This is a genomic window from Pseudomonas sp. 22189 (assembly GCF_052045635.1).
Lineage (GTDB): Bacteria > Pseudomonadota > Gammaproteobacteria > Pseudomonadales > Pseudomonadaceae > Aquipseudomonas > Aquipseudomonas parakoreensis.
In genome coordinates this window covers 83166-105639 of record NZ_JBQEPG010000001.1, presented here as the reverse complement: position 1 = coordinate 105639, position 22474 = coordinate 83166, and the positions used below count along the sequence as shown (strand labels likewise).

18 protein-coding genes and 1 riboswitch are annotated in these 22474 nt (G+C 60.5%); of the genes, 2 read left to right on the top strand and 16 right to left on the bottom strand.

Features of this window, described 5'->3' with window-relative positions:
• Nucleotides 1–73: 73 nt before the first annotated feature.
• Both alaS and ltaE read right to left on the bottom strand, forming a co-directional pair.
• Nucleotides 74–2692 carry an alanine--tRNA ligase gene (gene alaS, locus ACTJKS_RS00520; protein ID WP_086794684.1) on the bottom strand — a complete coding sequence of 873 codons (2619 nt, stop codon included), beginning with the start codon at nt 2690–2692 and terminating at the stop codon, nt 74–76.
• A gap of 146 nt (nt 2693–2838) precedes the next feature.
• Nucleotides 2839–3843: a low-specificity L-threonine aldolase gene (ltaE, locus tag ACTJKS_RS00515; RefSeq protein WP_108183540.1), complete on the bottom strand. Its 1005-nt coding sequence runs from the start codon at nt 3841–3843 to the stop codon at nt 2839–2841.
• A gap of 199 nt (nt 3844–4042) precedes the next feature.
• Nucleotides 4043–4214: riboswitch (FMN riboswitch) on the top strand.
• Nucleotides 4215–4315: 101 nt separating this feature from the next.
• Between ltaE and ACTJKS_RS00510 the strand changes: the two genes are divergently transcribed.
• Nucleotides 4316–4825, top strand: coding sequence for a 6,7-dimethyl-8-ribityllumazine synthase (locus tag ACTJKS_RS00510; protein WP_041066540.1), 510 nt, complete (start codon nt 4316–4318; stop codon nt 4823–4825).
• A gap of 129 nt (nt 4826–4954) precedes the next feature.
• On the opposite strand, the gene astE is transcribed toward ACTJKS_RS00510, so the two are convergent.
• The 14 genes from astE to acs all read right to left on the bottom strand — a co-directional run bounded on the left by astE (nt 4955) and on the right by acs (nt 21323).
• The gene (gene astE / locus ACTJKS_RS00505) at nt 4955–5965 is read right to left on the bottom strand and encodes a succinylglutamate desuccinylase (RefSeq protein WP_108183541.1); all 1011 of its coding nucleotides are present in this window, start codon (nt 5963–5965) and stop codon (nt 4955–4957) included.
• 12 nt (nt 5966–5977) lie between these two features.
• A complete protein-coding gene (locus tag ACTJKS_RS00500) occupies nt 5978–6265 on the bottom strand; it encodes a hypothetical protein (RefSeq protein WP_041066534.1) in 288 nt (95 codons plus the stop codon).
• Between the two features lie 57 nt (nt 6266–6322).
• On the bottom strand, nt 6323–7669 hold the full coding sequence (astB, locus tag ACTJKS_RS00495) for an N-succinylarginine dihydrolase (protein WP_108183542.1): 1347 nt from the start codon (nt 7667–7669) through the stop codon (nt 6323–6325).
• A 137-nt stretch (nt 7670–7806) separates the two neighbouring features.
• Nucleotides 7807–9276 carry a succinylglutamate-semialdehyde dehydrogenase gene (gene astD / locus ACTJKS_RS00490; protein WP_262948263.1) on the bottom strand — a complete coding sequence of 490 codons (1470 nt, stop codon included), beginning with the start codon at nt 9274–9276 and terminating at the stop codon, nt 7807–7809.
• The gene (gene astA / locus ACTJKS_RS00485) at nt 9273–10298 is read right to left on the bottom strand and encodes an arginine N-succinyltransferase (protein ID WP_027612638.1); all 1026 of its coding nucleotides are present in this window, start codon (nt 10296–10298) and stop codon (nt 9273–9275) included. The genes astD and astA overlap by 4 nt, the downstream gene beginning before the upstream one ends.
• 51 nt (nt 10299–10349) lie before the next feature.
• Entirely contained in the window at nt 10350–11369 is a 1020-nt protein-coding gene (gene aruF, locus ACTJKS_RS00480) for an arginine/ornithine succinyltransferase subunit alpha (protein ID WP_025112905.1), read from the bottom strand.
• 240 nt (nt 11370–11609) lie between these two features.
• Complete coding sequence (locus tag ACTJKS_RS00475; protein ID WP_047295848.1) at nt 11610–12830, bottom strand: aspartate aminotransferase family protein; 1221 nt, start codon at nt 12828–12830, stop codon at nt 11610–11612.
• Between the two features lie 410 nt (nt 12831–13240).
• Nucleotides 13241–14233, bottom strand: a complete 993-nt coding sequence (gene argR, locus ACTJKS_RS00470) for a transcriptional regulator ArgR (RefSeq protein ID WP_047295850.1) — start codon at nt 14231–14233, stop codon at nt 13241–13243.
• A 246-nt stretch (nt 14234–14479) separates the two neighbouring features.
• On the bottom strand, nt 14480–15244 hold the full coding sequence (locus ACTJKS_RS00465) for an ABC transporter ATP-binding protein (RefSeq protein ID WP_003227281.1): 765 nt from the start codon (nt 15242–15244) through the stop codon (nt 14480–14482).
• 27 nt (nt 15245–15271) lie between these two features.
• A complete protein-coding gene (locus ACTJKS_RS00460; RefSeq protein ID WP_262948261.1) occupies nt 15272–16384 on the bottom strand; it encodes a M14 family metallopeptidase in 1113 nt (370 codons plus the stop codon).
• Between the two features lies 1 nt (nt 16385).
• Complete coding sequence (locus ACTJKS_RS00455; protein WP_262948260.1) at nt 16386–17084, bottom strand: ABC transporter permease; 699 nt, start codon at nt 17082–17084, stop codon at nt 16386–16388.
• Nucleotides 17081–17770: an ABC transporter permease gene (locus ACTJKS_RS00450; RefSeq protein ID WP_003227287.1), complete on the bottom strand. Its 690-nt coding sequence runs from the start codon at nt 17768–17770 to the stop codon at nt 17081–17083. The genes ACTJKS_RS00455 and ACTJKS_RS00450 overlap by 4 nt, the downstream gene beginning before the upstream one ends.
• A 91-nt stretch (nt 17771–17861) precedes the next feature.
• On the bottom strand, nt 17862–18635 hold the full coding sequence (locus ACTJKS_RS00445) for an ABC transporter substrate-binding protein (RefSeq protein WP_027612633.1): 774 nt from the start codon (nt 18633–18635) through the stop codon (nt 17862–17864).
• A 732-nt stretch (nt 18636–19367) separates the two neighbouring features.
• The gene (gene acs / locus ACTJKS_RS00440; protein ID WP_047295856.1) at nt 19368–21323 is read right to left on the bottom strand and encodes an acetate--CoA ligase; all 1956 of its coding nucleotides are present in this window, start codon (nt 21321–21323) and stop codon (nt 19368–19370) included.
• 418 nt (nt 21324–21741) lie between these two features.
• Here acs and ACTJKS_RS00435 point away from each other — a divergent pair, with 418 nt between their 5' ends.
• The gene (locus ACTJKS_RS00435) at nt 21742–22002 is read left to right on the top strand and encodes a DUF2790 domain-containing protein (protein ID WP_003227290.1); all 261 of its coding nucleotides are present in this window, start codon (nt 21742–21744) and stop codon (nt 22000–22002) included.
• The last annotated feature ends 472 nt before the right edge of the window (nt 22003–22474 follow it).

The following is a 22474-nucleotide window of genomic DNA, read 5'->3' as shown; positions in this document are numbered from 1 at the left end:
CCATGAAGGGCGCCCAATAATCACTCGAACAGCCGCCGGACCCGCCACTAGACTGCGGGCCCGGCGGGCCGTCTTATAAACCCTGCTCGACGAATGGAACGGTCAGCGCCAGGGCGCCATCCAGTGCGCCGGCGTCGACACCGCCGCCCTGCGCCATGTCCGGACGACCACCGCCCTTCCCGCCCACTGCCGCAGCAGCCTGTTTCATCAAATCACCGGCTTTGAGTTGGCCAGTCAGGTCCTTGGTTACGCCTGCAACCAGTACGACCTTTTCCTCATGGACACTGCCGAGCAGGATCACTGCGCGGCCGAGTTTGTTTTTCAGCTGATCGACCAGCGCCAGCAGCGCCTTGCCGTCCTGACCATCCAGACGTGCAGCCAGAACCTTCACGCCTTTGACGTCGACTGCCGAGTTCGACAGATCGTCGCCGGCGGCGCTGGCGGCCTTGGCCTGCAACTGCTCGAGTTGCTTTTCCAGCGCGCGATTGCGCTCCAGCACAGCCGACAGCTTGTCGATCAGATTGTCGCGGCTGCCCTTGACCAGGTTGGCCGCTTCCTTGAGTTGTTCTTCAGCAGCGTTCAAGTAGGCCAGTGCTGCAGCACCGGTGACTGCCTCGATACGACGCACGCCCGATGCCACACCGCCTTCGCTGATGATTTTCAGCAGGCCGATGTCGCCGGTACGGTTGGCGTGGATACCGCCACACAGCTCGACGGAAAAATCGCCGCCCATGCTCAGCACGCGCACGTTGTCGCCGTACTTCTCGCCGAACAGCGCCATCGCGCCTTTCTGCTTGGCGGTTTCGATGTCGGTTTCTTCGGTTTCAACCGCGGAGTTCTTGCGGATCTCGGCGTTGACGATGTCTTCCAGCGCTTTGATCTGCTCAGGCTTGATCGCTTCAAAGTGGCTGAAGTCGAAGCGCAGACGCTGGCTATCCACCAACGAACCCTTTTGCTGAACGTGCTCGCCCAACACCTGACGCAGCGCAGCGTGCAGCAAGTGAGTCGCGGAGTGGTTCAGCGAGGTCGCGTGACGCACTTCGGCATCGACGTGGGTTTCCACTGGCGCGCCGATGGTCAGGCTGCCGGAATCCAGCACGCCGTGGTGCAGGAACGCGCCGCCGGTCTTGGTGGTGTCACGGACGTCGAAACGTGCGTTACCGGCCTGCAGGAAACCGCAGTCGCCGATCTGGCCGCCGGATTCAGCGTAAAACGGCGTCTGGTTCAGCACGATCACCGCCTCTTCGCCTTCACTCAAGACGTCGACCGACTGGCCATCTTTATAGATAGCGACGATTTTTGCCGAGCCGCTGGTGTCGGTGTAGCCGGTGAACTCGGTAGCCACATCAACCTTGACCAGGGTGTTGTAATCCAGACCGAACGAGCTGGCCGAACGCGCACGCACACGCTGGGCTTCCATTTCACGCTCGAAGCCGACTTCGTCGACGGTCAGGCCACGCTCGCGAGCGATGTCAGCCGTCAGGTCCATCGGGAAACCGTAGGTGTCGTAGAGTTTGAACACTACGTCGCCCGGCACCACGGTGCCTTTGAGTTCCAGCAGATCCTGTTCGAGGATCTTCAGGCCGTGCTCCAGGGTCTTGGAAAACTGCTCTTCTTCAGCCTTGAGTACGCGCTCGATGTTGCTCTGCTGCTTCTGCAGTTCCGGGAAGGCTTCGCCCATCTCGGCGACCAGCGCCGCGACGATCTTGTAGAAGAAGCTGCCAGTGGCGCCCAACTTGTTGCCGTGACGGCAGGCGCGACGGATGATCCGGCGCAGCACGTAACCGCGACCTTCGTTGGACGGCAGTACACCGTCAGCGATCAGGAAGCCGCACGAACGGATGTGGTCGGACACCACTTTGAGCGACGACTGATCGCCGTTTTCGCAGCCGATGGCTTCAGCCGAGGCTTTGAGCAGGTTCTTGAACAGGTCGATGTCGTAGTTGGAATTGACGTGCTGCATCACCGCACTGATCCGCTCCAGGCCCATGCCGGTGTCGACCGACGGCGCTGGCAACGGATGCAACACGCCATCGGCGGTGCGGTTGAACTGCATGAACACGTTGTTCCAGATCTCGATGTAACGGTCGCCGTCTTCTTCCGGCGAACCCGGTGGGCCGCCCCAGATGTGGTCGCCGTGATCGTAGAAAATCTCGGTGCAGGGGCCGCACGGGCCGGTATCGCCCATGGTCCAGAAGTTGTCGGAGGCGTAAGGCGCGCCTTTGTTGTCGCCGATGCGGATCATGCGCTCGACCGGCACACCGATTTCTTTGGTCCAGATGTCATACGCTTCGTCGTCGGAGGCGTAGACGGTGACCCAGAGTTTTTCCTTCGGCAGTTTCAGAACGCCAGTCAGGAAGGTCCAGGCAAAGGTAATCGCGTCGTGCTTGAAATAGTCACCGAAGCTGAAGTTACCGAGCATTTCGAAGAAGGTGTGGTGACGAGCGGTATAACCGACGTTTTCCAGGTCGCTGTTCTTGCCACCGGCACGCACGCACTTCTGGCTGCTGGTTGCGCGGGTGTACGCGCGCTTTTCCTGGCCCAGGAAGCAGTCCTTGAACTGGTTCATCCCCGCGTTGGTGAACAGCAGGGTTGGGTCGTTGCCCGGAATCAAAGAGCTGGAGGCTACACGGGTGTGGCCTTGCTCTTCGAAGAAGCGAAGGAAGGCTTCACGGATTTCTGCGCTTTTCATTAGGTTCTTCCACGGAGGCTGCGGCCAAAGGCCTGTACGAAACGTCAACAGACGAAACGACGGCAAAGGGCCGCATTATATCGGCCCTTCGCGCGGGGTACAGCGTGTTTATACGATAGTAACGGTCAATTGGACGGCTAACGCTGTCACTTGCGCGAAAACTCGACGAATGTCGCGATCACTTGTTCGATTTGCGAGCGATTGACGTCCATGTGCGTGACCATGCGCAAGCGCGCGGCGGCGCTCAAATTGATCCCGCGCTCGGCGGCAAACGCTTTAAGCGCTTCGGCACGGTCGCCCATTTGCACGTAGACCATGTTGGTCTGCACCGGCTCGACGCTGAACCCGGCCTCGCGCAGGCCTTCAGCCAGAAATTTCGCATTGGCATGGTCATCCGCCAGACGCTCGACGTGGTGATCCAGCGCGTACAGCCCCGCCGCCGCGAGCAAACCGGCCTGACGCATGCCGCCGCCGACCATTTTGCGCAGGCGGCGGGCCTTGCCGATCAACTCGGCTGAACCGCACAGCACCGAACCCACCGGCGCGCCAAGGCCTTTGGACAGGCACACCGACACCGAATCAAAGTACTGAGTGATTTCCCGTGCATCGACGCCCAGCTTGACCGCGGCGTTGTAAAGGCGCGCGCCGTCGAGGTGCAGTTGCAAGCTTTTATCCTGAGTGAAGCGCCGGGCGCGGGCCAGATACTCCAGCGGCAGCACTTTGCCTTGCATGGTGTTTTCCAGCGCCAGCAAACGGGTCCGGGCGAAATGGAAGTCGTCCGGCTTGATCGCTGCCGCGACCTGATCCAGATCCAGCGAACCGTCGGCCTGCACTTCCAGCGGCTGCGGCTGGATCGAGCCGAGCACCGCCGCGCCACCGCCTTCGTACTTATAGGTGTGCGCCTGCTGGCCGACGATGTATTCGTCGCCACGTTCGCAGTGCGCCATCAGGCCCAGCAGGTTGCTCATGGTGCCGGTCGGCACGAACAGCGCAGCGGCGAACCCCAGGCGCTTCGCCAGTTCCGCCTCCAGACGATTGACCGTCGGATCTTCGCCGTACACATCGTCACCGGTGGCCGCCGCCGTCATCGCGTCGAGCATGGCAGGAGTCGGTTGGGTAACGGTGTCGCTGCGAAGATCGATAATGCTCATGAACCTGGCCTCAGAGTCAGCAGGGGAAATCCCTTTTCGAAGGTGAATTACTGCGGTCATGGCGCCGATTAATCAACCCTTGGGGCAAGAATTCTCGCCACGAACATTCAACAAACTCGATAGCAATCATCACAAAGGCGCAATGCACCGCTCGCTGATCTGTGATAAAAACGCTGCGCCGCCCGAGAACGGGCGGCAAAAACGTTCTCAGGGCGGGGTGTAATTCCCCACCGGCGGTAATTGCGCGCAACGCGCATAGCCCGCGAGCGCTTGACGACGGACACTGCATTGGCGGCGCACGACGACAAGGTCAGCAGACCCGGTGTGATTCCGGGGCCGACGGTCATAGTCCGGATGAAGAGAGAACGGGATTGACACCAAAGGGCCGCCCGCGCGCCTGTGTGCTCGTGCGTACCCTTGAATCCCTTTCGATTCATAACGCCCTGTTTTTTACACAAACAGGAGTCAGAACATGCAACCCACCGCTATCGACAGCAAAAGCAAACACCCCCACGGCGAACGTGTTGCGTTCATCCAGGCCTGCTGGCACAAGGAAATCGTCGACCAGAGCCGTAAGGGCTTCGTCGCCGAAATGCTCGTTCAGGGTTATCAGGAATCGGACATCGATTTCTTTGAAGTCGGCGGCGCCTTTGAAATGCCTCTGCACGCCAAGTTGCTGGCCAAGACCGGCCGTTATGCCGGCATCGTCGCGGCTGCTCTGGTCGTGGACGGCGGCATCTACCGTCACGAGTTCGTTGCCCAGTCAGTGGTCAGCGGCCTGATGCAGGTGCAGCTGGAAACCGAAGTGCCGGTGTTCTCGGTATCGCTGACCCCGCATCACTTCCATGCCGGTGAAGAGCACCAGAAATTCTTCTTCGAGCACTTCGTGCACAAGGGTCAGGAAGCGGCGCGGACTTGCGCGGATACGCTGCAGAAGGTTCGCGCACTGCGTCGCAGTGAGCCGCGCGCAGTCGCCGTCTGACCACAACGCTCCCCTGTAGGAGCTGTCGAGTGAAACGAGGCTGCGATCTTTTGATCGTCTAAAAACAAGATCTAAAGATCGCAGCCTTCGGCAGCTCCTACAGGAATTTCTGTCAGCTCAGAGACGGCATCAGGCGAGGTTTTCGTCGGTGGCCGGCACGATCAGAATGCCCGCGCGCAAGCCGTTCTTGACCTTGGGGTTCGGGAAGATGATTCGTGCGCCCTCTTCCTCGATGATCCAGCGGGTGTTGGCCAGATCTTCGGCCAGCAGATAACCCACATCCAATTCAGAAAAGTTCTCGATGTCCGCCGGCAGGTTCAGGCGGAAGGCATCGCTGTGCTTGATGATCTCCCGCGCGACGCTGAACAGCTGCAAACCGTCCAGGCCTTGTTCGGCCAGATCCGGCTCATTGCCTTCGATGATCTGCTTCAGACGGGTTTCCAGGCGCGAAACATCCACCCCTTGGTTCTGCCCGAACGGCCGTGCCTTGCCCAGCTCAAGAGTGAAAGCCTCGGCACCGAGCTTGTCGTAGGTGTAGGAACTGAACACGATCGACGGCTTGTTCTGCAGCAGCACCGCTTCCATCCCGGCGGCGCGCAGACGCGCCAGTTCGCGGCGCGAATGCTGGCGTCCTTCTTTCCACGGATACAGGGCGAACTGCTCGATCTTCGAACCACGAATCGCGGTGTGCAGGTCGTAGTGCAGACGCTGACGGTCTGGCAGGCTGAAGAAACTCGCCGCCAGCCGTTCCAGCTCGCAGGCGCGGATGGCTTCGGAACCACTGGTTTGTTCATGCCGGCCGTTGAACAGCCGATTGACGTCCTGCTCGACGAAGCGCTCGCCCTTGCGGATCGCTTCCGGGTTGCCGAACAGGAACAGAATGCGTGCGCGCGGCTTCAGATCGCCGCGAGCGATGTCATGCAGCAGCCGGTCGAGCAATTCGATCGGCGCTGTTTCGTTGCCGTGAATACCTGCCGACAGCAGCAGGTCCAGGCCATTGTCGCGCGCTTCGGGTGGCCGGACTTCCAGCGCACCCTCGCTCAACCAGCGCATGCGCACGCCTTCGACAGTCAGTTGAGTCTTCTCCGCCGGTTCGCGGCCGGCGAGGGTCAGTTCAAGCAGTTTGCCGAGGGCGAGCATAGAGCGGTTTCCTTAGTGATCGTGGTTGCAATCCGGGCCGTGCACGTGGTCTTCGTCGCCGACGTCAGCCGGTTCCATCTCCAGTTGCAGACTGACCAGATTAGTTGCCAGTGGGCGCAGCAGCAGGTTGGCGTACTCTTCGTCACCTTCCTCGACGTCCACGCCGATCAGCAGTTGGCCACGGCCGTCCTGCTGGATCCACAGCTCTTTGCCTTGCCACATGACCGCGACGCGGGTGCACGAGGTTTGCAGTTGCGTGCCGTCGGTGTCTTCAAGGATCAGCTGCAGGGAATCGCTCATGTTTTTACTCTCTTGGGGAGACAAGCCGCGCGTCGCGTTCAGGCGACGCGCCGGCCATCAATTGATCTGGAATGGATAAACCGCGCCCAGTTTAAGGATTTGCGTCAGTTCATCCAGTGCCGTCCGGCATTCAAGCAGCAATTGCGGGTCCGCCAGATCGGTTTCGCTCAGGCGGTCGCGGTAGTGCTTTTCAACCCATGCGGTCAACGAACCGTACAACGGTGCGGTCATGATAACCCCTGGGTTGACTGCTGCCAGCTCGGTTTCGTTGAGCGCGACGCGCAGTCGCAGGCACGCCGGGCCGCCGCCGTTCTGCATGCTTTGCTTGAGGTCGAAGACTTTGACTTCGCGGATCAGGCCGCCGGAGCTGGTCAGACCTTGCAGGTAGTTCCACACGCGCTCGTTGCCACGGCACTCCTCCGGCACGATCAGCAGCATCGAGCCATCCGGACGCGACAGCAGCTGGCTGTTGAACAGATAGGAACGCACCGCATCATCCACGGTGACCGCCGAACGCGGCACGCAGATCGACTGGAACTGGCCGCCGACCTTGGCCAGTTTGCCCTGCAACTCGGCCAGCATCTGTTCGGTGTCGAGGAACGCGTCCTCGTGATAGAACAGCACCTCGCCGTTACCCACCGCGATCACGTCGTTGTGGAATACGCCCTGGTCGATCACCGCCGGGTTTTGCTGGGCGTAAACCACGCCTTCGTCACGCAGACCGTGCAGACGCGCCACCGCTTGCGACGCTTCCAGAGTCTGGCGCGCCGGGTACTTTTGCGGCGCCGGGTAGCGAGTGTCGAACGCACTGCGACCGAACACGAAGAACTCGACACCGGCCTCGCCGTACTCACGGCAGAAGCGCGTGTGGTTGGCCGCGCCTTCGTCACCGAATTGCGCCACCGCCGGCAACGCGGCGTGGTGGGCGAAGTGCTGCTGATCAGCGAACATCGCACCGAGCACGCGGCTGGTGGTCGGGTGTTCGATACTGCGGTGGTATTTGCAGTTGAGGTTGGCGGCGGTGAAGTGCACGCGACCGTCAGCAGTATCGGCACTCGGGCTGACGGTGGCGGCGTTGGCCACCCACATGCTCGACGCCGAGCAACTGGCAACCAGCAACGGCATGGCTTCTTTCGCGGCGCGTTCGATCACTTGCGCGTCGGTGCCGCTGAAACCCAGACGGCGCAACGCGGCCACGTCCGGACGCTCCTGCGGCGCCAGCACGCCTTGCTGAAAGCCCATTTCCATCAGCGCTTTCATTTTCGCCAGGCCTTGCAGCGCCGCTTCCTTCGGGTTCGAGGACTGCTGGCTGTTGCTCTGGGACGCAACGTTGCCGTAGGACAGACCACCGTAGTTATGGGTCGGCCCCACTAGACCGTCAAAATTGACTTCATAGGATTTCATCAGCGAGGCTCCACGAGAATCTGTTGTTATAGGCTTCAGTAACTATTCTTTGAGACCGCGGCGCGGCCATCGCTGGCAAGCCAGCTCCCACAGGGATCTCATCGCACTTGTGGGAGCTGGCTTGCCAGCGATAGGCATCACGCCATTTTCACGCCAGGCGTCAGGGCCGCCGGCAACACCAGACTTGGGGTTTCTAGCGAGGCCACCGGGTACGCGCAATAATCCGCCGCGTAATAGGCACTGGCGCGATGGTTGCCCGAAGCGCCGACACCACCGAACGGCGCGCTGCTCGCGGCACCGGTCAGTTGTTTGTTCCAGTTGACGATACCGGCGCGGCTTTCCAGCCAGAACTGCTGATAACGATCTTCGGAATCCGACAGCAAGCCAGCCGCCAGGCCATAAGCGGTATCGTTGGCCTCAGCGATCGCCGCAGCGAAATCGGCGTAGCGGATCACTTGCAGCAACGGGCCGAACAGTTCTTCGTCCGGGCGCTCGGCCACAGCGGTCACATCAAGAATGCCCGGGGTCAGCAAGGCCGATTGCGCTTGCGGCTGAGTCATCGCCAGCAGCGATACCGCGCCATTGGCCAACAGATGTTGCTGGGCATCCATCAGCGCTTTCGCCGCGCCAAGGGAAATCACCGAGCCCATGAACGGCGCCGGCTGTTGATCGAACGCACCGACTTCGAGGGTCGCGCTGACGTCCACCAGACGCTTGAGCAGGCTGTCGCCCCACGCGCCTTGCGGCACCAGCAGACGACGCGCGCACGTGCAGCGCTGGCCGGCAGAGATGAAGGCCGACTGAATGATCGTGTAAACGGCTGCGTCCAGATCAGTGACCTGATCGACCACCAGCGGATTGTTGCCGCCCATTTCCAGCGCGAGGATCTTGTCCGGACGCCCGGCAAACTGCTGGTGCAGGTGATTGCCGGTACGGCTCGAGCCGGTGAAGAACAGACCGTCGATGCCCGGGTTCGCCGCCAGGGCGATACCGGTTTCGCGAGCGCCTTGCAGCAGGTTCAACACGCCGGCCGGCAGACCGGCTTCAATCCAGCACTTGACCGTCAGCTCGGCGACTTTCGGCGTCAGCTCGCTTGGCTTGAACAGCACACTGTTACCGGCCAGCAGCGCCGGCACGATGTGGCCGTTCGGCAAGTGGCCCGGGAAGTTGTAAGGGCCGAACACCGCTACCACGCCGTGTGGTTTGTGGCGCAACACGGCGGTGGCGTCGCCCAGCGGGCCGCTCTTCTCGCCGGTACGTTCGCGGTAGCTCTGCACCGAGATCGCAATCTTGTTGACCATGCTGGTGACTTCGGTCGCGGCTTCCCACAGGGGCTTGCCGGTTTCCTCGCCGATGGTGCGGGCCAGTTCGTCGCTGTGGTTTTTCAGGGCCGCGGCAAAGGCTTCGAGGACGCTGATGCGCTCATCCAGCGAACGCCGCGCCCAACCCGGAAAGGCCTGGCGCGCCGCCTGCACGGCGGACTCGACCTGAGCGGCGGTGGCGCCCTCCCCCGACCACAGCACTTGCTGGGTCACCGGGTTCAGCGACTGGAAGGCTTCGCCCTGACCGGCCAGCCATTCACCTGCGATGTATAGCGAATTCATTATTTCGACTCCCGAGCAGCAGACAACGCCACGGCGCGCACTTGATCGCCGGCGTTGAGTTGAAGACGTTTGGCGGTCAGCGGATCGACCACCAGCGTGCCGGCAGCCAGACGGGCCGGGGCAGCCGTAATGCGGCAGTCTTCGCGCTTGCGGTTATGGATGATGAACGGCGTGGCGTCATCGCCCGGCGTACCGATCGCCAGCACCAGCGCTTCGCTGTCGCGCACCGCGCGGATCTTGCTGGTTTCGCACTCGATGGCCGGGCCGGCATCGAAGATATCGACGTAGCCCTGATAGCTGAAACCTTCGCTCTTGAGCATCGCCAGCGCCGGCTCGGTGTCCGGGTGCACCTGACCGATGACGTTGCGCGCATCCGGCGACAGGAAGCAGGTGTACAGCGGGAATTTCGGCATCAGTTCGGCGATGAACGCCTTGTTGCCGACGCCGGTCAGGTAATCGGCCTGGCTGAATTCCATCTTGAAAAAGTGCCGACCGAGGCTTTCCCAAAACGGCGAACGACCGGCCTCATCGGAAACACCACGCATCTCGGCGATGATTTTGTTGCCGAACAGTTCCGGAAACTCGGCGATGAACAGCATGCGTGCCTTGGACAGCATGCGGCCGTTCAGGCCGGTGCGGTAATCGGCGTGCAGGAACAGCGAGCACAGCTCGGAGTTGCCGGTCAAGTCGTTGGCGAGGAACAGCGTCGGAATCTCGCGATAAATGTTCAGCTCTTGCGAGGCGCTGACGGTCAGGCCGACGCGGAAGTTGTACCACGGCTCACGCAGACCGACCGCGCCGGCAATGGCGGAAATCCCCACCACGCGACCGTTGTCGTCTTCGAGCACGAACAGGTAGTCCGCATCGCCACGGCCGGCTTCGCCGCGAAAGGTCTTCTCGGCCCAGCCGACCCGGTGAGTCAGGCGTTCTTCGTTGGCCGGCAACGTGGTCAGGCCGGTGCCGGTGCTGCGGGCCAGGTCGATCAGCGCGGATAAATCGCTGCTGCGTACGGGACGAACAATCATGCTATCTCCTCAAACGGGCCGCCTTCGCCACCCGTGAAACTCGCTAAGGCGTTAAACCGCCACCAGGCGCACGCTGGCACCTTCACCGACGCCCAGGGCTTCGGCTGCTTCCAGATCCAGGGTCACCGGTTTACCCGGCGCGTAATCGAGTTCCAGCAGCACCGCGCGGTAATCCTGCAACTGCGCGTTGGCCACCAGGTACTGGCGCCCGGCACCTTTGACCGGCTCGCCGATCTTCACCGGCACCACACGGCTCTGGGCGATCGAACGGATCCCCGAAACACGCGCATGCAGGGTCGGGCCACCGTCGAAAATGTCGATGTAGTGATCGGTCTCGAAGCCTTCGCGCATCAGGATGTCGAAGGTGATCTGCGCACGCGGGTGCACCTGGCCCATCGCTTCCTGAGCGGAATCCGGCAACAGCGGCACGTAGATCGGGTAATGCGGCATCAGCTCGGCGAGGAACGTGCGGCTCTTCAGGCCACACAGGCGCTCGGCCTCGGCGTAGTTGAGGTCGAAGAAGTTGCGGCCGATTGCATCCCAGAATGGCGAGTCGCCGTTCTCGTCGCTGTAGCCGACAATCTCGGTCACCACCGAATCGGCGAAACGCTCCGGGTGACTGGCAACGAACAGCAGGCGACCACGGGAGTTGAGCTCGGCCCACGGCGACCCCACCAGTTCACGCTGCACGTAGAAACTGGTCAGCAAGCTGTTGCCGGTCAGGTCGTGGCATTGCGAAAGCACGTGGATCTTGTTGTGGATCTTCAGCTCACGGGAGGCGTGAACGAAGGTCTCGTTGCGAAAACTGTAAAACGGCTCCGAGTAGCCGGCCGAGGCGACAATGGCCGAGCAGCCGACCAGTTTGCCGGTGGCGGTGTCTTCGAGGACGAAGAAGTAGCTCTCCTCGCCGTTGAAACTCACTTCGGCAGCAAACGAGGCTTCGCTTGCGGCGATCTTGTCGCTCAGACGTTCCACGTCATCCGGCAAGGAAGTGACACCAATCGGACTGTCCGCAGCCAGACGCTGTACCTCGCCCAGATCAGCCATTTGCGCAGGGCGCATCACCAGCATGGTGTCACTCCTTTCTCTTATAAAAATTTACTGAAGAAAACACCGGACACTGTGGGAGCGGGCTTTTGTGGTGAGGGGATTTATCCCCGATGGGGCGCGTAGCGGCCCTCAAAAAGCTTGGGGCTGCTGCGCAGCCCATCGGGGATAAATCCCCTCACCACAAGCCCGCTCCCACATTTGATATTGCCCGGTATCAAAATTGGGTTCGACGCCCGAGATCCTCAGGCGTCGAAGGGTCTATCAGGCTTGCGTCAGTGCGGCGGCGGCGCGTTCGAAGCGGTCCAGACCAGCGTCGATATCGGCGTCTTCCACCACCAGGCTCGGGGCAAAACGAATCACGTCCGGGCCGGCCTGCAGAATCATCAGGCCTTCTTTTTCAGCGGCGTTGAAGATGTCCTTGGCTTTGCCTTTCCAGGCATCGCTCAGCACGCAACCGATCAACAGACCGAGGCCACGCACCTGAGTGAACAGGCCGTACTTCTCGCCAATCTGCTGCAGGCGGGTCTTGAATTTGTCGTGCTTGGCGTTGACGCCGTTCAGCACCTCAGGGGTGTTGATCACGTCGATCACCGCTTCGGCTACCGAACACGCCAGCGGGTTGCCGCCGTAAGTGGTGCCGTGGGTGCCGACCACCAGATGCTTGGCCAGCGCTTCGGTGGTCAGCATCGCGGCGATCGGGAAACCGCCGCCCAGGCTCTTGGCGCTGGTCAGAATGTCCGGGGTCACGCCGTAGTGCTGGTAGGCGAACAGATGGCCGGTACGGCCCATGCCGGTCTGCACTTCGTCGAACACCAGCAGCGCGTTGTGCGCGTCGCACAGTTCACGGGCACCTTGCAGGTAAGCCAGTTCGGCCGGCAGTACACCGCCCTCGCCCTGGATCGGTTCGAGCACGACCGCACAGGTCTTGTCGGAAACCGCCGCTTTCAGCGCGGCCAGATCGTTGTAAGGAACGTGGGTGATGCCGGTGATTTTCGGACCGAAACCGTCGGAGTACTTCGACTGGCCACCAACGTTGACGGTGAACAGGGTACGGCCGTGGAAGCTGTTGAGCGCAGCGATGATCTCGTACTTCTCGCTGCCGAACCGGTCGAACGCCACGCGACGGGCCAGCTTGAAGGCGGCCTCGTTGGCTTCGGCGCCGGAGTTGCAGAAGAACACGCGCTCGGCGAACGTGGCGTCGATCAGCTTGTGCGCCAGGCGCAGGGCCGGCTCGTTGGTGAACACGTTGGACACGTGCCACAGCTTGTTCGCCTGTTCGGTCAGCGCACCGACCAGCGCCGGATGCGCATGGCCCAATACGTTAACGGCAATCCCGCCGGCGAAGTCGATCAGCTCGCGGCCGCTCTGGTCCCAGACGCGGGAACCGGCGCCACGCACCGGAATAAAAGCGGCAGGCGCGTAGTTGGGAACCATTACCTGGTCGAAATCGGCGCGTTCTACCGCAGCGTGCTCAACGGACATCGGAGTCTCCTGAAGAGGAACACCCGCCTGAAACTGGCGAGCGATGGGGGGATTGTAAGGACAGTTTTCAGCCCGGCCTTGTCGCCAAGCGACAACTTCTTATAGCGCAAACCCCGGATTTTCCCGGGTTTACGGCAATGCGACATATAGCGTCGCAAAGGCGCAGTTTAACTGGCCGCAGCCGTTTGCGGCAGCTTGCTGATTTGTACCCGAGAACGAATTGGCGAGTGCGGTATATATGTACCGCACATCACCCTGAAGAGCCGTTTTTACCGGGCGGACTTTTCCAGCGCAGGCAACCGCCCACGCGCCGAAACAACCGGGCAACCCGATACACCCACGAAGGAGAGATAAAAGAGGCCAGGGTCGACGCTGCGAAACACTCGGCCCGCCCCTGAACAGGACGCGGATCAACCGCGCTCTGGCGGCACCGACGACAGTTCGAAAGGACTGCTGCTGCGCCGCTGGTTGCGATCTTCCCGCGGCGTCGCGCCGAAGAAGTTGCGGTAGGCACTGGAGAAATGCGGCCCCGAAGAGAAACCGCAGGACAGGCCGATCTGGATGATCGACTTGCTGGTCTGCATCAGCATCTGCCGGGCCTTGTTCAGGCGCAACTCCAGGTAGTACTGGCTCGGCACGCGGTTGAGGTATTGCTTGAAGATCCGCTCCAACTGGCGACGGGACACGCACACGTGCTGGGCGATTTCATCAGTGGTCAGCGGTTCTTCGATGTTGGCTTCCATCAGCAACACCGCTTGCGTGAGCTTCGGATGGCTGGAACCGAGGCGGTTCTGCAGCGGAATGCGCTGGCGTTCGCCGCCCTCGCGGATGCGCTCGACCACCAGTTCTTCGGACACCGCACCGGCCAGCTCGGCCCCATGATCACGGGCCAGCACCGCCAGCAGCAGATCCAGCACCGACATGCCGCCACACGCGGTCAGGCGATCACGGTCCCAGTCGAACAGGTGACTGGTGGCGATGACTTTCGGGAAGCGTTCAGCGAAATCGTCCTGCCAGCGCCAGTGTACGGCTGCACGATAACCGTCGAGCAGACCGAGTTGCGCCAACGGATAGACACCGGCCGACAGCCCACCGATCACGCAGCCAGCACGTACCAGTTGCTTGAGCGCACTGCTGAGGGCCGGGGCCAGGGTGGTCGGCGGCTCGTCGGCGAGCAGGAACAGTTTCTGGAAGTTTTCCAGCTTGCCGGTCCAGGCTTCGCCGGGCAGTTGCCAGGCTCCGTCGGCCGCCGCTTCAGGATTGGCTTCGGCCTGCAGGAACGACAGTTCGTAAACCACCTCCGGATGCACCCGCTGAGCAACACGCAAGGCCTCCTCCGCCAGCGCCAGCGTCAGAGCTTTAGTGCTGGGCCAAATCAGGAAACCAATTCGATGGGCAGTCATGGGCGGGCAATCCGAAACGAAGAACGGTGATGAAGGCATGGGCCAATGCTAGCCCGTAAATGAACGCAAATCTCGAAACCTGCAAAGCTCCCACTGTAGGAGCTGTCGAGTGAAACGAGGCTGCGATCTTTTGATTGTCAAAAGCAAGGGCAAAAGATCGCAGCCTTCGGCAGCTCCTACAGGGGATTGGAGCCAACCTTCAGGCTGCGAAGCATGCACTATTTGGGTGCATATCGGCAGCTCTGATTACTTGAGACTGCCCGACAGGAACTGCTGCAGACGCTCCGATTGCGGATTGACCAGCACTTCGCGCGGGTTGCCGCTCTCTTCCACCACACCTTTGTGCAGGAACACCAACTGGTTCGACACTTCACGGGCGAAGCCCATCTCGTGCGTGACCACGACCATGGTGCGACCTTCCTGAGCCAGCGCTTGCATCACCTTCAGAACGTCGCCCACCAGTTCCGGATCGAGCGCCGACGTCGGTTCGTCGAACAGCATCACTTCCGGCTCCATCGCCAGCGCACGGGCAATCGCCACACGCTGCTGCTCGCCACCGGACATGTGCCCCGGGAACGCGTCTTTACGATGGGCCACGCCAACCTTGTTCAGGTAGTGCTCGGCCTTCTCGCGCGCTTCAGCCTTGGACACGCCCAGCACGTGGACCGGCGCTTCCATGATGTTTTCCAGCGCGGTCATATGCGACCACAGATTGAAGTGCTGGAACACCATCGACAGGCGCGAACGCATGCGCTGCAGCTGTTTCGGATCAGCGGCTTTCAGCGCGCCGTCTTTGTTGGCCACCAGCTTCAGCTCTTCGTTGTTGAGCAGGATCTTGCCCGCGTGCGGCTGCTCAAGCAGGTTGATGCAGCGCAGGAAAGTACTTTTGCCGGAGCCACTGGAGCCGATGATGCTGATCACATCGCCGGCTGCCGCCTTCAGGGACACGCCCTTGAGCACTTCGTGACTGCCATAGCGTTTATGCAGGTCTTGGACTTCAAGTTTGTACATGCGGTCGGTTCTCACAAAAACAGTCAGTCAGTCGTTGAGCAAGCGCCCGTGACGCAGCGCTTCGCGCCCCGCCACCTTGGCCAGCCAGAAACCGGGTTGGGCATAGCGCAGCCGTTCAATGGCAAACAGCACCCCGGAGGTACCAGCACACACCGTGCTGACCCGATCGGACACAGGATCGATCACTTCGAAAATCTCATCCCCGGCTTCAACCCACTCGCCGGGTTTACGCAGAAAACTCACCACACCGGGGTGCGGCGCCAACAGTAATTCAGTGCCTTCGAACGGCATGCCTTCGCACGGTTCATTGGCCGGCTTCGGCCACTCGCCAGTGATCAGGCCTTGCTCGGCGAGGAACGCCAGAATGCCTTCGGCCCAGGCCAGCGCATCGTCGCGATCGGTGTTGGCCTGACCGCCCAGCTCGACAGTCGTCGCCAGGCACGCCAGCGGAATCTGCGCGTCCGGGAACTGCCGCGACAAACGCAGCCACGGTAACGAGCACGCCTCATCGAAGGAGCTGCCACCAGAGTCTTCCGCTAGCAAACCGACCTTCACATTCAGGTGCGCGGCCAGCGAACGCCACTGCGGCCAGTGCTGAGGCAGTGCATACATGTGCAGCGCGGCTTCGGCATCGCAGTGCAAGTCCAGCACCACATCGGCGGTGCAGGCATGGCTGAGCAACACGCGCTGCATGCCTTGCAACTGGCTGCTCGCCTCGGGCAATGCCGCCAGATGATCAGCCATGGCCTGACGGATCAGGCGAATGTTGGCGTGCGGATCGTCACCGAGACGCTCGGCCAGCGCCGCTGCAACCGGCGCGCTCAGCTCGACGAAATCGCGGTTGAAATTCTTGCCGCTGCCCGCCTCGAAGCGCCCCTGATGACTGCCTTGCAGCAATTGGCCGAGGCCCAGCGGGTTGGCGACTGGCACCAGCTCGATCACGCCGTTGAGCAGGCCTTGGGCTTCGAGTTCGCCAAGGCGCTTTTTCAGCTCCCAGGCGGTGCGCATACCCGGCAGTTCATCAGCGTGCAGGCTGGCCTGAATGTAGGCCTTGCGCTCGCCGCTCCCAAAACGGAAGACCGAGATCTTGCGCTCGCTGCCCAGATGGCTCCACGGCAATACGTGGTCGATGCGTTCCATATCAGTGCTTCCGCGGGGCCAGGTAGCTCAGCCAGCGACGCTCGGCCAGCTTGAACAGCTTCACCAGAATGAAGGTCAGGCACAGGTAGAACAGGCCAGCGGTGATGTACGCCTCGAACGGCAGGTAGTACTGCGCATTGACGGTACGGGCCGCGCCGGTGATGTCGATCAGGGTCACGATGGACGCCAGACTGGTGGTCTGCAGCATCATGATCACTTCGTTGCTGTATTGCGGCAGCGCCCGACGCAAGGCCGATGGCAACAGGATGCGCTTGTACATCTTGAAGCGCGACATGCCCATCGCCTTGGCGGCTTCGATCTCGCCGTTCGGCGTGGCCTTGAGGCTGCCGGCGATGATTTCGGCGGTGTAGGCGCTGGTGTTGATCGCGAAGGCCAGGCACGCACAGAACGTCGCGCTGGACAGCCACGGCCACATGAAGCTTTCACGTACCGCTTCGAACTGGGCCAGACCGTAGTAGATCAAGAACAGCTGCACCAGCATCGGCGTGCCGCGGATCACGTAGGTATAAAGCCACGCGATGCCGTTGACCGCGGTGTTCTTGGAAACGCGCATCAGGCCCAGCGGCAGTGCCGCCAACAGACCGAACAACAGCGACAGCGCGAGCAGTTTGAAGGTGGTCAGCAGGCCGCCGAGGTACAGCGGCATGGCCTCCCAAATGACGTTGTAGTCGAAGATCATAGATCAGCCGCCCTTACGCCTACCGAGTAGCGCTTCTCAAGGTGACGCAGCGCCAGCAACGAGACACTGGTGATCACCAGGTACATCGCCGCCACTGCGAGGAAGAAGGTGAAAGGCTCGCGGGTGGCGTCTGCCGCCTGCTTGGCCTTGAACATCATGTCTTGCAGACCGACTACCGAAATCAGCGCGGTGGCCTTGGTCAGCACCAGCCAGTTGTTGGTGAAGCCGGGAATCGCCAGGCGAATCATCTGCGGCACCATCACCCGGAAAAACACCTGAAAACTGCTCATGCCGTACGCCATGCCCGCTTCGGCCTGGCCCTTGGGGATCGCCATGAACGCACCACGGAAGGTTTCCGACAGGTAGGCACCGAAGATGAAACCGAGGGTGCCGATACCGGCGGCCAGCGGGTTCAGGTCGATGTAGTCGTCATAGCCAAGCATCGGCGCGACGCGGTTGAGCAGGTCCTGACCGCCGTAGAAGATCAGCAGGATCAGCACCAGGTCGGGAATCCCGCGAATCACCGTGGAATACAGATCGCCCAGCCACGCCAGCCAGCGAATCGGCGACAGGCGCAACGCGACCCCGATCAGCCCGAGAACGATGGCCAGGGCCATGGACGACAAGGCGAGCTGAAGCGTCAGCCATGCGCCATCGAGGATGACAGCCCCGTAGCCTTTCAACATGATTCAGGTCCTCGAAAGTTGGGATGAAAAAATGGCGCAAACCGCAGAGATCCTGTTGCTTGCGCCATTTCTGACTTGTCGCAGAGACGTGTTACTTGCCGTAGATATCGAAGGCGAAGTACTTGTCCTGGATAGCTTTGTATTTACCGTTTTCACGGATAGCCGCGATCGCCGCGTTGATCTTGTCTTTCAGCGCGTCGCCCTTGCGCACCGCGATGCCTACGCCGTCGCCGAAGTATTTGACGTCGGTGAACTGCGGGCCGACGAAGGCGAAGCCTTTACCGGAGTCAGTGTTCAGGAAGCCGTCCTGCAGCAGGGTGGCATCCGCCACGGTACCGTCGAGGCGACCGGCGGCCACGTCGAGGTAGATTTCGTTCTGCGAACCGTATGGCTTGATCTCAGCACCCAGCGGAGCCAGGACTTCGCGAGCGAAACGCTCGTGGATCGAACCACGCTGCACGCCGATGTTCTTGCCCTTGAGCTCAGACAGGTTGTCGCTGACAACGGTGCCTTGCTTCATGACCAGACGGGCCGGGGTGTTGTAGTACTTGTTGGTGAAGTCCACGGATTTCTTGCGGTCTTCAGTGATCGACATGGACGACAGGATCGCGTCGATCTTGCGCACTTTCAGTGCCGGGATCAGACCGTCGAACTCTTGCTCGACCCACTGGCACTTGACCTTCATTTCTTCACACAGGGCATTGCCGATGTCGTAGTCGAAACCAACGATGCTGCCATCCGGCGCTTTGGAAGCGAACGGAGGATAAGCCGCTTCGATACCGATCTTCAGAGGTTTTTCATCAGCGAAGGAATTCAGCGACAGCACGGACAGTGCCAGGGCGCCAAGCAGCACAAGTTTCTTCATCTTGGGACTCCATCGGTAAAGGGCAAAAACGGCAGAGTGAGCGACAGCCCAATATGCGAATGGGTGAATCGGGAAAGCGGTGCAGCATCGGTGGGAAATTTCCCGTTGAAACCACCAGGGGTTTCAACGTCAGCCACGATGAGCGAGTGATCGGCATTCTAACGACAGGCCCGAAGCCGATATTTCTTCAATGCGACAACTAATTACAGATGCACAGAGAAACCCGCTTGAGCGCATTGACAGCCTTGCAAATTCATGCAAGAGCGAAAGACAGTGAACCGATCTATGCTGCAAATTGCGGGCCTATTATTCGCAAACCCTTCTAATCCGGCAAGCGCAGCGTTGGGTCTTATTTTTCAGCGGGGATTTTGAGGCTCTAAAACGGGGCGATGCGTTTCCCTTCGCCCCGGTTTGACGCGGGCGGTTACACATTCGGTTACGTGGAAGGCAGGCGGTAACAGCGGGAAATGTCTTACGGGGGAGATCGATAATTATTGGTTGGGTGGTTTGGGTTTCTGACAGGGGAATACTGCGGCGTCTGACAGATGGCTATCGCTGGCAAGCCAGCTCCCACAGGGATTTCGATTGAGATTGAAATCCCGTTCACACCTCGGAAACCTGTGGGAGCTGGCTTGCCAGCGATGAGGCCGGCACAGCCAGCACAAACCCACCTGACACAAAAAAGCCCCGCCCGGCATCACCGGACAGGGCTTTTCAATGCATCAGAGAGGCTTAAGCCACATTCATCGTCTTGTGCGTATCAATCAAATGCTGCACCACACTCGGGTCCGCCAGGGTCGAGATATCGCCCAGCCCTTCGTACTCCGCCGTGGCGATCTTGCGCAGAATCCGCCGCATGATCTTGCCCGAACGAGTCTTCGGCAGCCCCGGCGCCCACTGGATCACATCCGGCGAAGCAATCGGGCCGATCTCTTTGCGCACCCAGTTCTTCAGTTCCAGGCGCAGTTGCTCGCTCGGCTCTTCGCCATTCTTCAGGGTGACGTAGACATAAATGCCCTGCCCCTTGATGTCGTGCGGCACACCGACCACCGCCGCTTCGGCGACTTTCGGGTGGGCGACCATTGCGCTTTCGATCTCGGCGGTACCCATGCGGTGGCCGGAAACGTTGAGCACGTCGTCCACGCGCCCGGTGATCCAGTAGTAACCATCGGCGTCACGCCGCGCACCGTCACCGGTAAAGTACATGCCGCGGAAGGTCTTGAAATAGGTGTCGACGAAGCGGTCATGGTCGCCATACAAAGTGCGCGCCTGACCCGGCCACGAATCGAGAATCACCAGATTGCCCTCGGCCTCGCCCTCGATGATGTTGCCGAGGTTGTCGACCAGCGCCGGCACCACGCCGAAGAACGGACGTGCCGCCGAACCCGGCTTCAGTGCATGCGCACCGGGCAGCGGGCTCATCATGTTGCCGCCGGTTTCGGTCTGCCACCAGGTATCGACGATCGGGCAGCGCGACTTGCCGACATTCTTGTAGTACCAGTCCCAGGCTTCCGGGTTGATCGGCTCGCCCACCGAACCGAGCAGACGCAGGCTACTGCCATCCGCACCCTCAACAGCAGCGGTACCCGACGCCATCATTGCGCGGATCGCGGTCGGTGCGGTGTAGAGGATGTTGACCTTGTGCTTGTCGACGATCTTCGCCACCCGGGTGATGTCCGGGTAGTTCGGCACGCCTTCGAACAGCACGGTGGTCGCACCATTGGCCAGCGGGCCGTAGACGATGTAGCTGTGGCCGGTGACCCAGCCGACGTCGGCGGTGCACCAGTAGATTTCGCCCGGACGATAGTCGAACACGCGCTCGTGGGTCATTGCCGCGTACAACAGATAACCGCCGGTGGTGTGCTGCACGCCCTTCGGCTTGCCGGTCGAACCCGAGGTGTACAGGATGAACAGCGCTTCTTCAGCGCCCATCTCTTTCGGCGCGCAGACGGTGCCCGCCACTTTCATCAGGTCTTCGTACCAGATGTCGCGATGCTGGTTCCATTTGATGTCGCCACCGGTGCGCTTGCACACGATGACTTTCTGGATGCTGCTGGTTTCCGGGTTGGTCAGCGCGTCGTCGACGTTGGCCTTCAGCGAGATCTTCTTGCCGGCACGAATGCCTTCGTCAGCGGTGATCACCACTTTCGATTTGCAGTCGATGATCCGCCCCGCCAGGGCTTCCGGCGAGAAGCCACCGAACACCACCGAGTGAATCGCACCGATCCGGGTACAGGCCAGCATGGCGACCACGGCTTCGGGGATCATCGGCATATAGATAGTCACCACGTCGCCGCGATGCACGTCCTGACCACGCAGGGCGTTCGCCAGTTTGCACACTTGTTCGTGCAGTTCGCGGTAGGTGATGTTGCGGCTTTCGGAAGGATCGTCGCCTTCCCAGATGATTGCGACTTGATCGCCGCGCTCGGCCAGATGACGGTCGAGGCAGTTGTAGGAAACGTTCAGGGTGCCGTCGGCGAACCATTTGATGTCGACATGGTGATCGTCGAAGGAAGTCTGCTTCACCGTGGTGAAAGGCTTGATCCAGTCGAGGCGCTTGGCTTGCTCGCGCCAGAAACCGTCAGGGTTGACGACCGACTGCTGGTACATGGCTTTGTAGGTCGCCTCGTCAGTCAGCGTATTGGCCAGAACCTCGGGACGAACGGGATACAGAGAAGCCGCACTCATCTTTCTTACCTCGGTGGAATAGTTGTTTTTGTATGACCCCGTTGTAGCCGGGCCGGCCCCATAGAACCATTCGACGATGGTTGTAGGAGCTGCCGCAGGCTGCGATCTTTTGATCTTGCTTTGCAAAAATCAAAGGCGAAAGATCGCAGCCTTCGGCAGCGCCTACAAGGGTTGGGCGGTGTTTTGTGGGGATTGTTACCAAAACCACCAAAAGTGTTTATCAAAACCCCACCTGTTTACCCCCACCCCACCTGCCTAAAATCCACCTCGCCGACAAGGCAAACGCGATTAACAACGTTACAGCCCCCACGAAGGCCGTTAATCCAGCTCTCAAGTAATAACTGCAAATGATGAAGTTCCACACGCAACCCTAAAAAGGTTGCGTGACCCCACTCGACCTCAAAAAGGTAAATCTGAAATGAAAGCTTTATTGGTTCTGGCCCTCAGCAGTCTGTGCGCAACCGCCATGGCAGACGAGGTCCCGACTGATGTCGCACAGCAACAACCGGCTATCGAGGAATACACTTACTCGACTCACCTGGACATCGCCAACGTAGTGTCCATGAGCGAAGTTCCAAACGTCTGCGAAGTTGTTCCGATGAAAATGGAGTACGACGACTCCAAGGGTCAGCGCCACATCCTGCGTTACAGCGTCATGGGCAATGGCTGCACCAATTGATGATTGAGACTGCACCGAATCGGACCGCTCAACGCCTCATTTGAGGGTCGATTCCAGCCCGGCTTCGGTCGGGCTCAGTTGTGTCTGGAGTCGTCAAAAATGCTTGCAAAACACTAGATGTAGTGAAAACCCGGTTTTTTTGTTCGTTTTTTGAGCAATTCCACAATCGCGAGATTTTTACGAAAAAAAATCTATCCCCGGCAAAGCCCTGTAAACCCGCACTCTCATCGAAAAACCAGCCTCCTCGACCGCGCCATGCGCGGATTCGCCTCAGCACAGCCGTGTTTTTTTCCCTATAATGCCGCCCTAATCGGGTCAGCAATATTCCCTTACAGGGAGCAAAAGCCATTCTGAAGCCCCGCAGCAGCGTCAACGCTGATCTGCGCCCGTCAGAGGCTCTCGGAAACCCGTACAAAATTCTGTTTTATTGCCTGCCTTGGCTGCCGCAAAAAACGATTCCTTAAGATCCAAC

Coding starts and splice junctions, on each gene's coding strand:
- astB (WP_108183542.1), bottom strand. CDS start 7,669: ATGAAATCCTATGAAGTCAATTTTGACGGTCTAGTGGGGCCGACCCAT.
- ACTJKS_RS00460 (WP_262948261.1), bottom strand. CDS start 16,384: ATGGAACGCATCGACCACGTATTGCCGTGGAGCCATCTGGGCAGCGAG.
- ltaE (WP_108183540.1), bottom strand. CDS start 3,843: ATGAGCATTATCGATCTTCGCAGCGACACCGTTACCCAACCGACTCCT.
- ACTJKS_RS00465 (WP_003227281.1), bottom strand. CDS start 15,244: ATGTACAAACTTGAAGTCCAAGACCTGCATAAACGCTATGGCAGTCAC.
- ACTJKS_RS00510 (WP_041066540.1), top strand. CDS start 4,316: ATGCAACCCACCGCTATCGACAGCAAAAGCAAACACCCCCACGGCGAA.
- ACTJKS_RS00500 (WP_041066534.1), bottom strand. CDS start 6,265: ATGAGCGATTCCCTGCAGCTGATCCTTGAAGACACCGACGGCACGCAA.
- ACTJKS_RS00450 (WP_003227287.1), bottom strand. CDS start 17,770: ATGTTGAAAGGCTACGGGGCTGTCATCCTCGATGGCGCATGGCTGACG.
- alaS (WP_086794684.1), bottom strand. CDS start 2,692: ATGAAAAGCGCAGAAATCCGTGAAGCCTTCCTTCGCTTCTTCGAAGAG.
- acs (WP_047295856.1), bottom strand. CDS start 21,323: ATGAGTGCGGCTTCTCTGTATCCCGTTCGTCCCGAGGTTCTGGCCAAT.
- argR (WP_047295850.1), bottom strand. CDS start 14,233: ATGACTGCCCATCGAATTGGTTTCCTGATTTGGCCCAGCACTAAAGCT.
- ACTJKS_RS00445 (WP_027612633.1), bottom strand. CDS start 18,635: ATGAAGAAACTTGTGCTGCTTGGCGCCCTGGCACTGTCCGTGCTGTCG.
- ACTJKS_RS00475 (WP_047295848.1), bottom strand. CDS start 12,830: ATGTCCGTTGAGCACGCTGCGGTAGAACGCGCCGATTTCGACCAGGTA.
- ACTJKS_RS00435 (WP_003227290.1), top strand. CDS start 21,742: ATGAAAGCTTTATTGGTTCTGGCCCTCAGCAGTCTGTGCGCAACCGCC.
- ACTJKS_RS00455 (WP_262948260.1), bottom strand. CDS start 17,084: ATGATCTTCGACTACAACGTCATTTGGGAGGCCATGCCGCTGTACCTC.
- astA (WP_027612638.1), bottom strand. CDS start 10,298: ATGATTGTTCGTCCCGTACGCAGCAGCGATTTATCCGCGCTGATCGAC.
- astE (WP_108183541.1), bottom strand. CDS start 5,965: ATGCTCGCCCTCGGCAAACTGCTTGAACTGACCCTCGCCGGCCGCGAA.
- aruF (WP_025112905.1), bottom strand. CDS start 11,369: ATGCTGGTGATGCGCCCTGCGCAAATGGCTGATCTGGGCGAGGTACAG.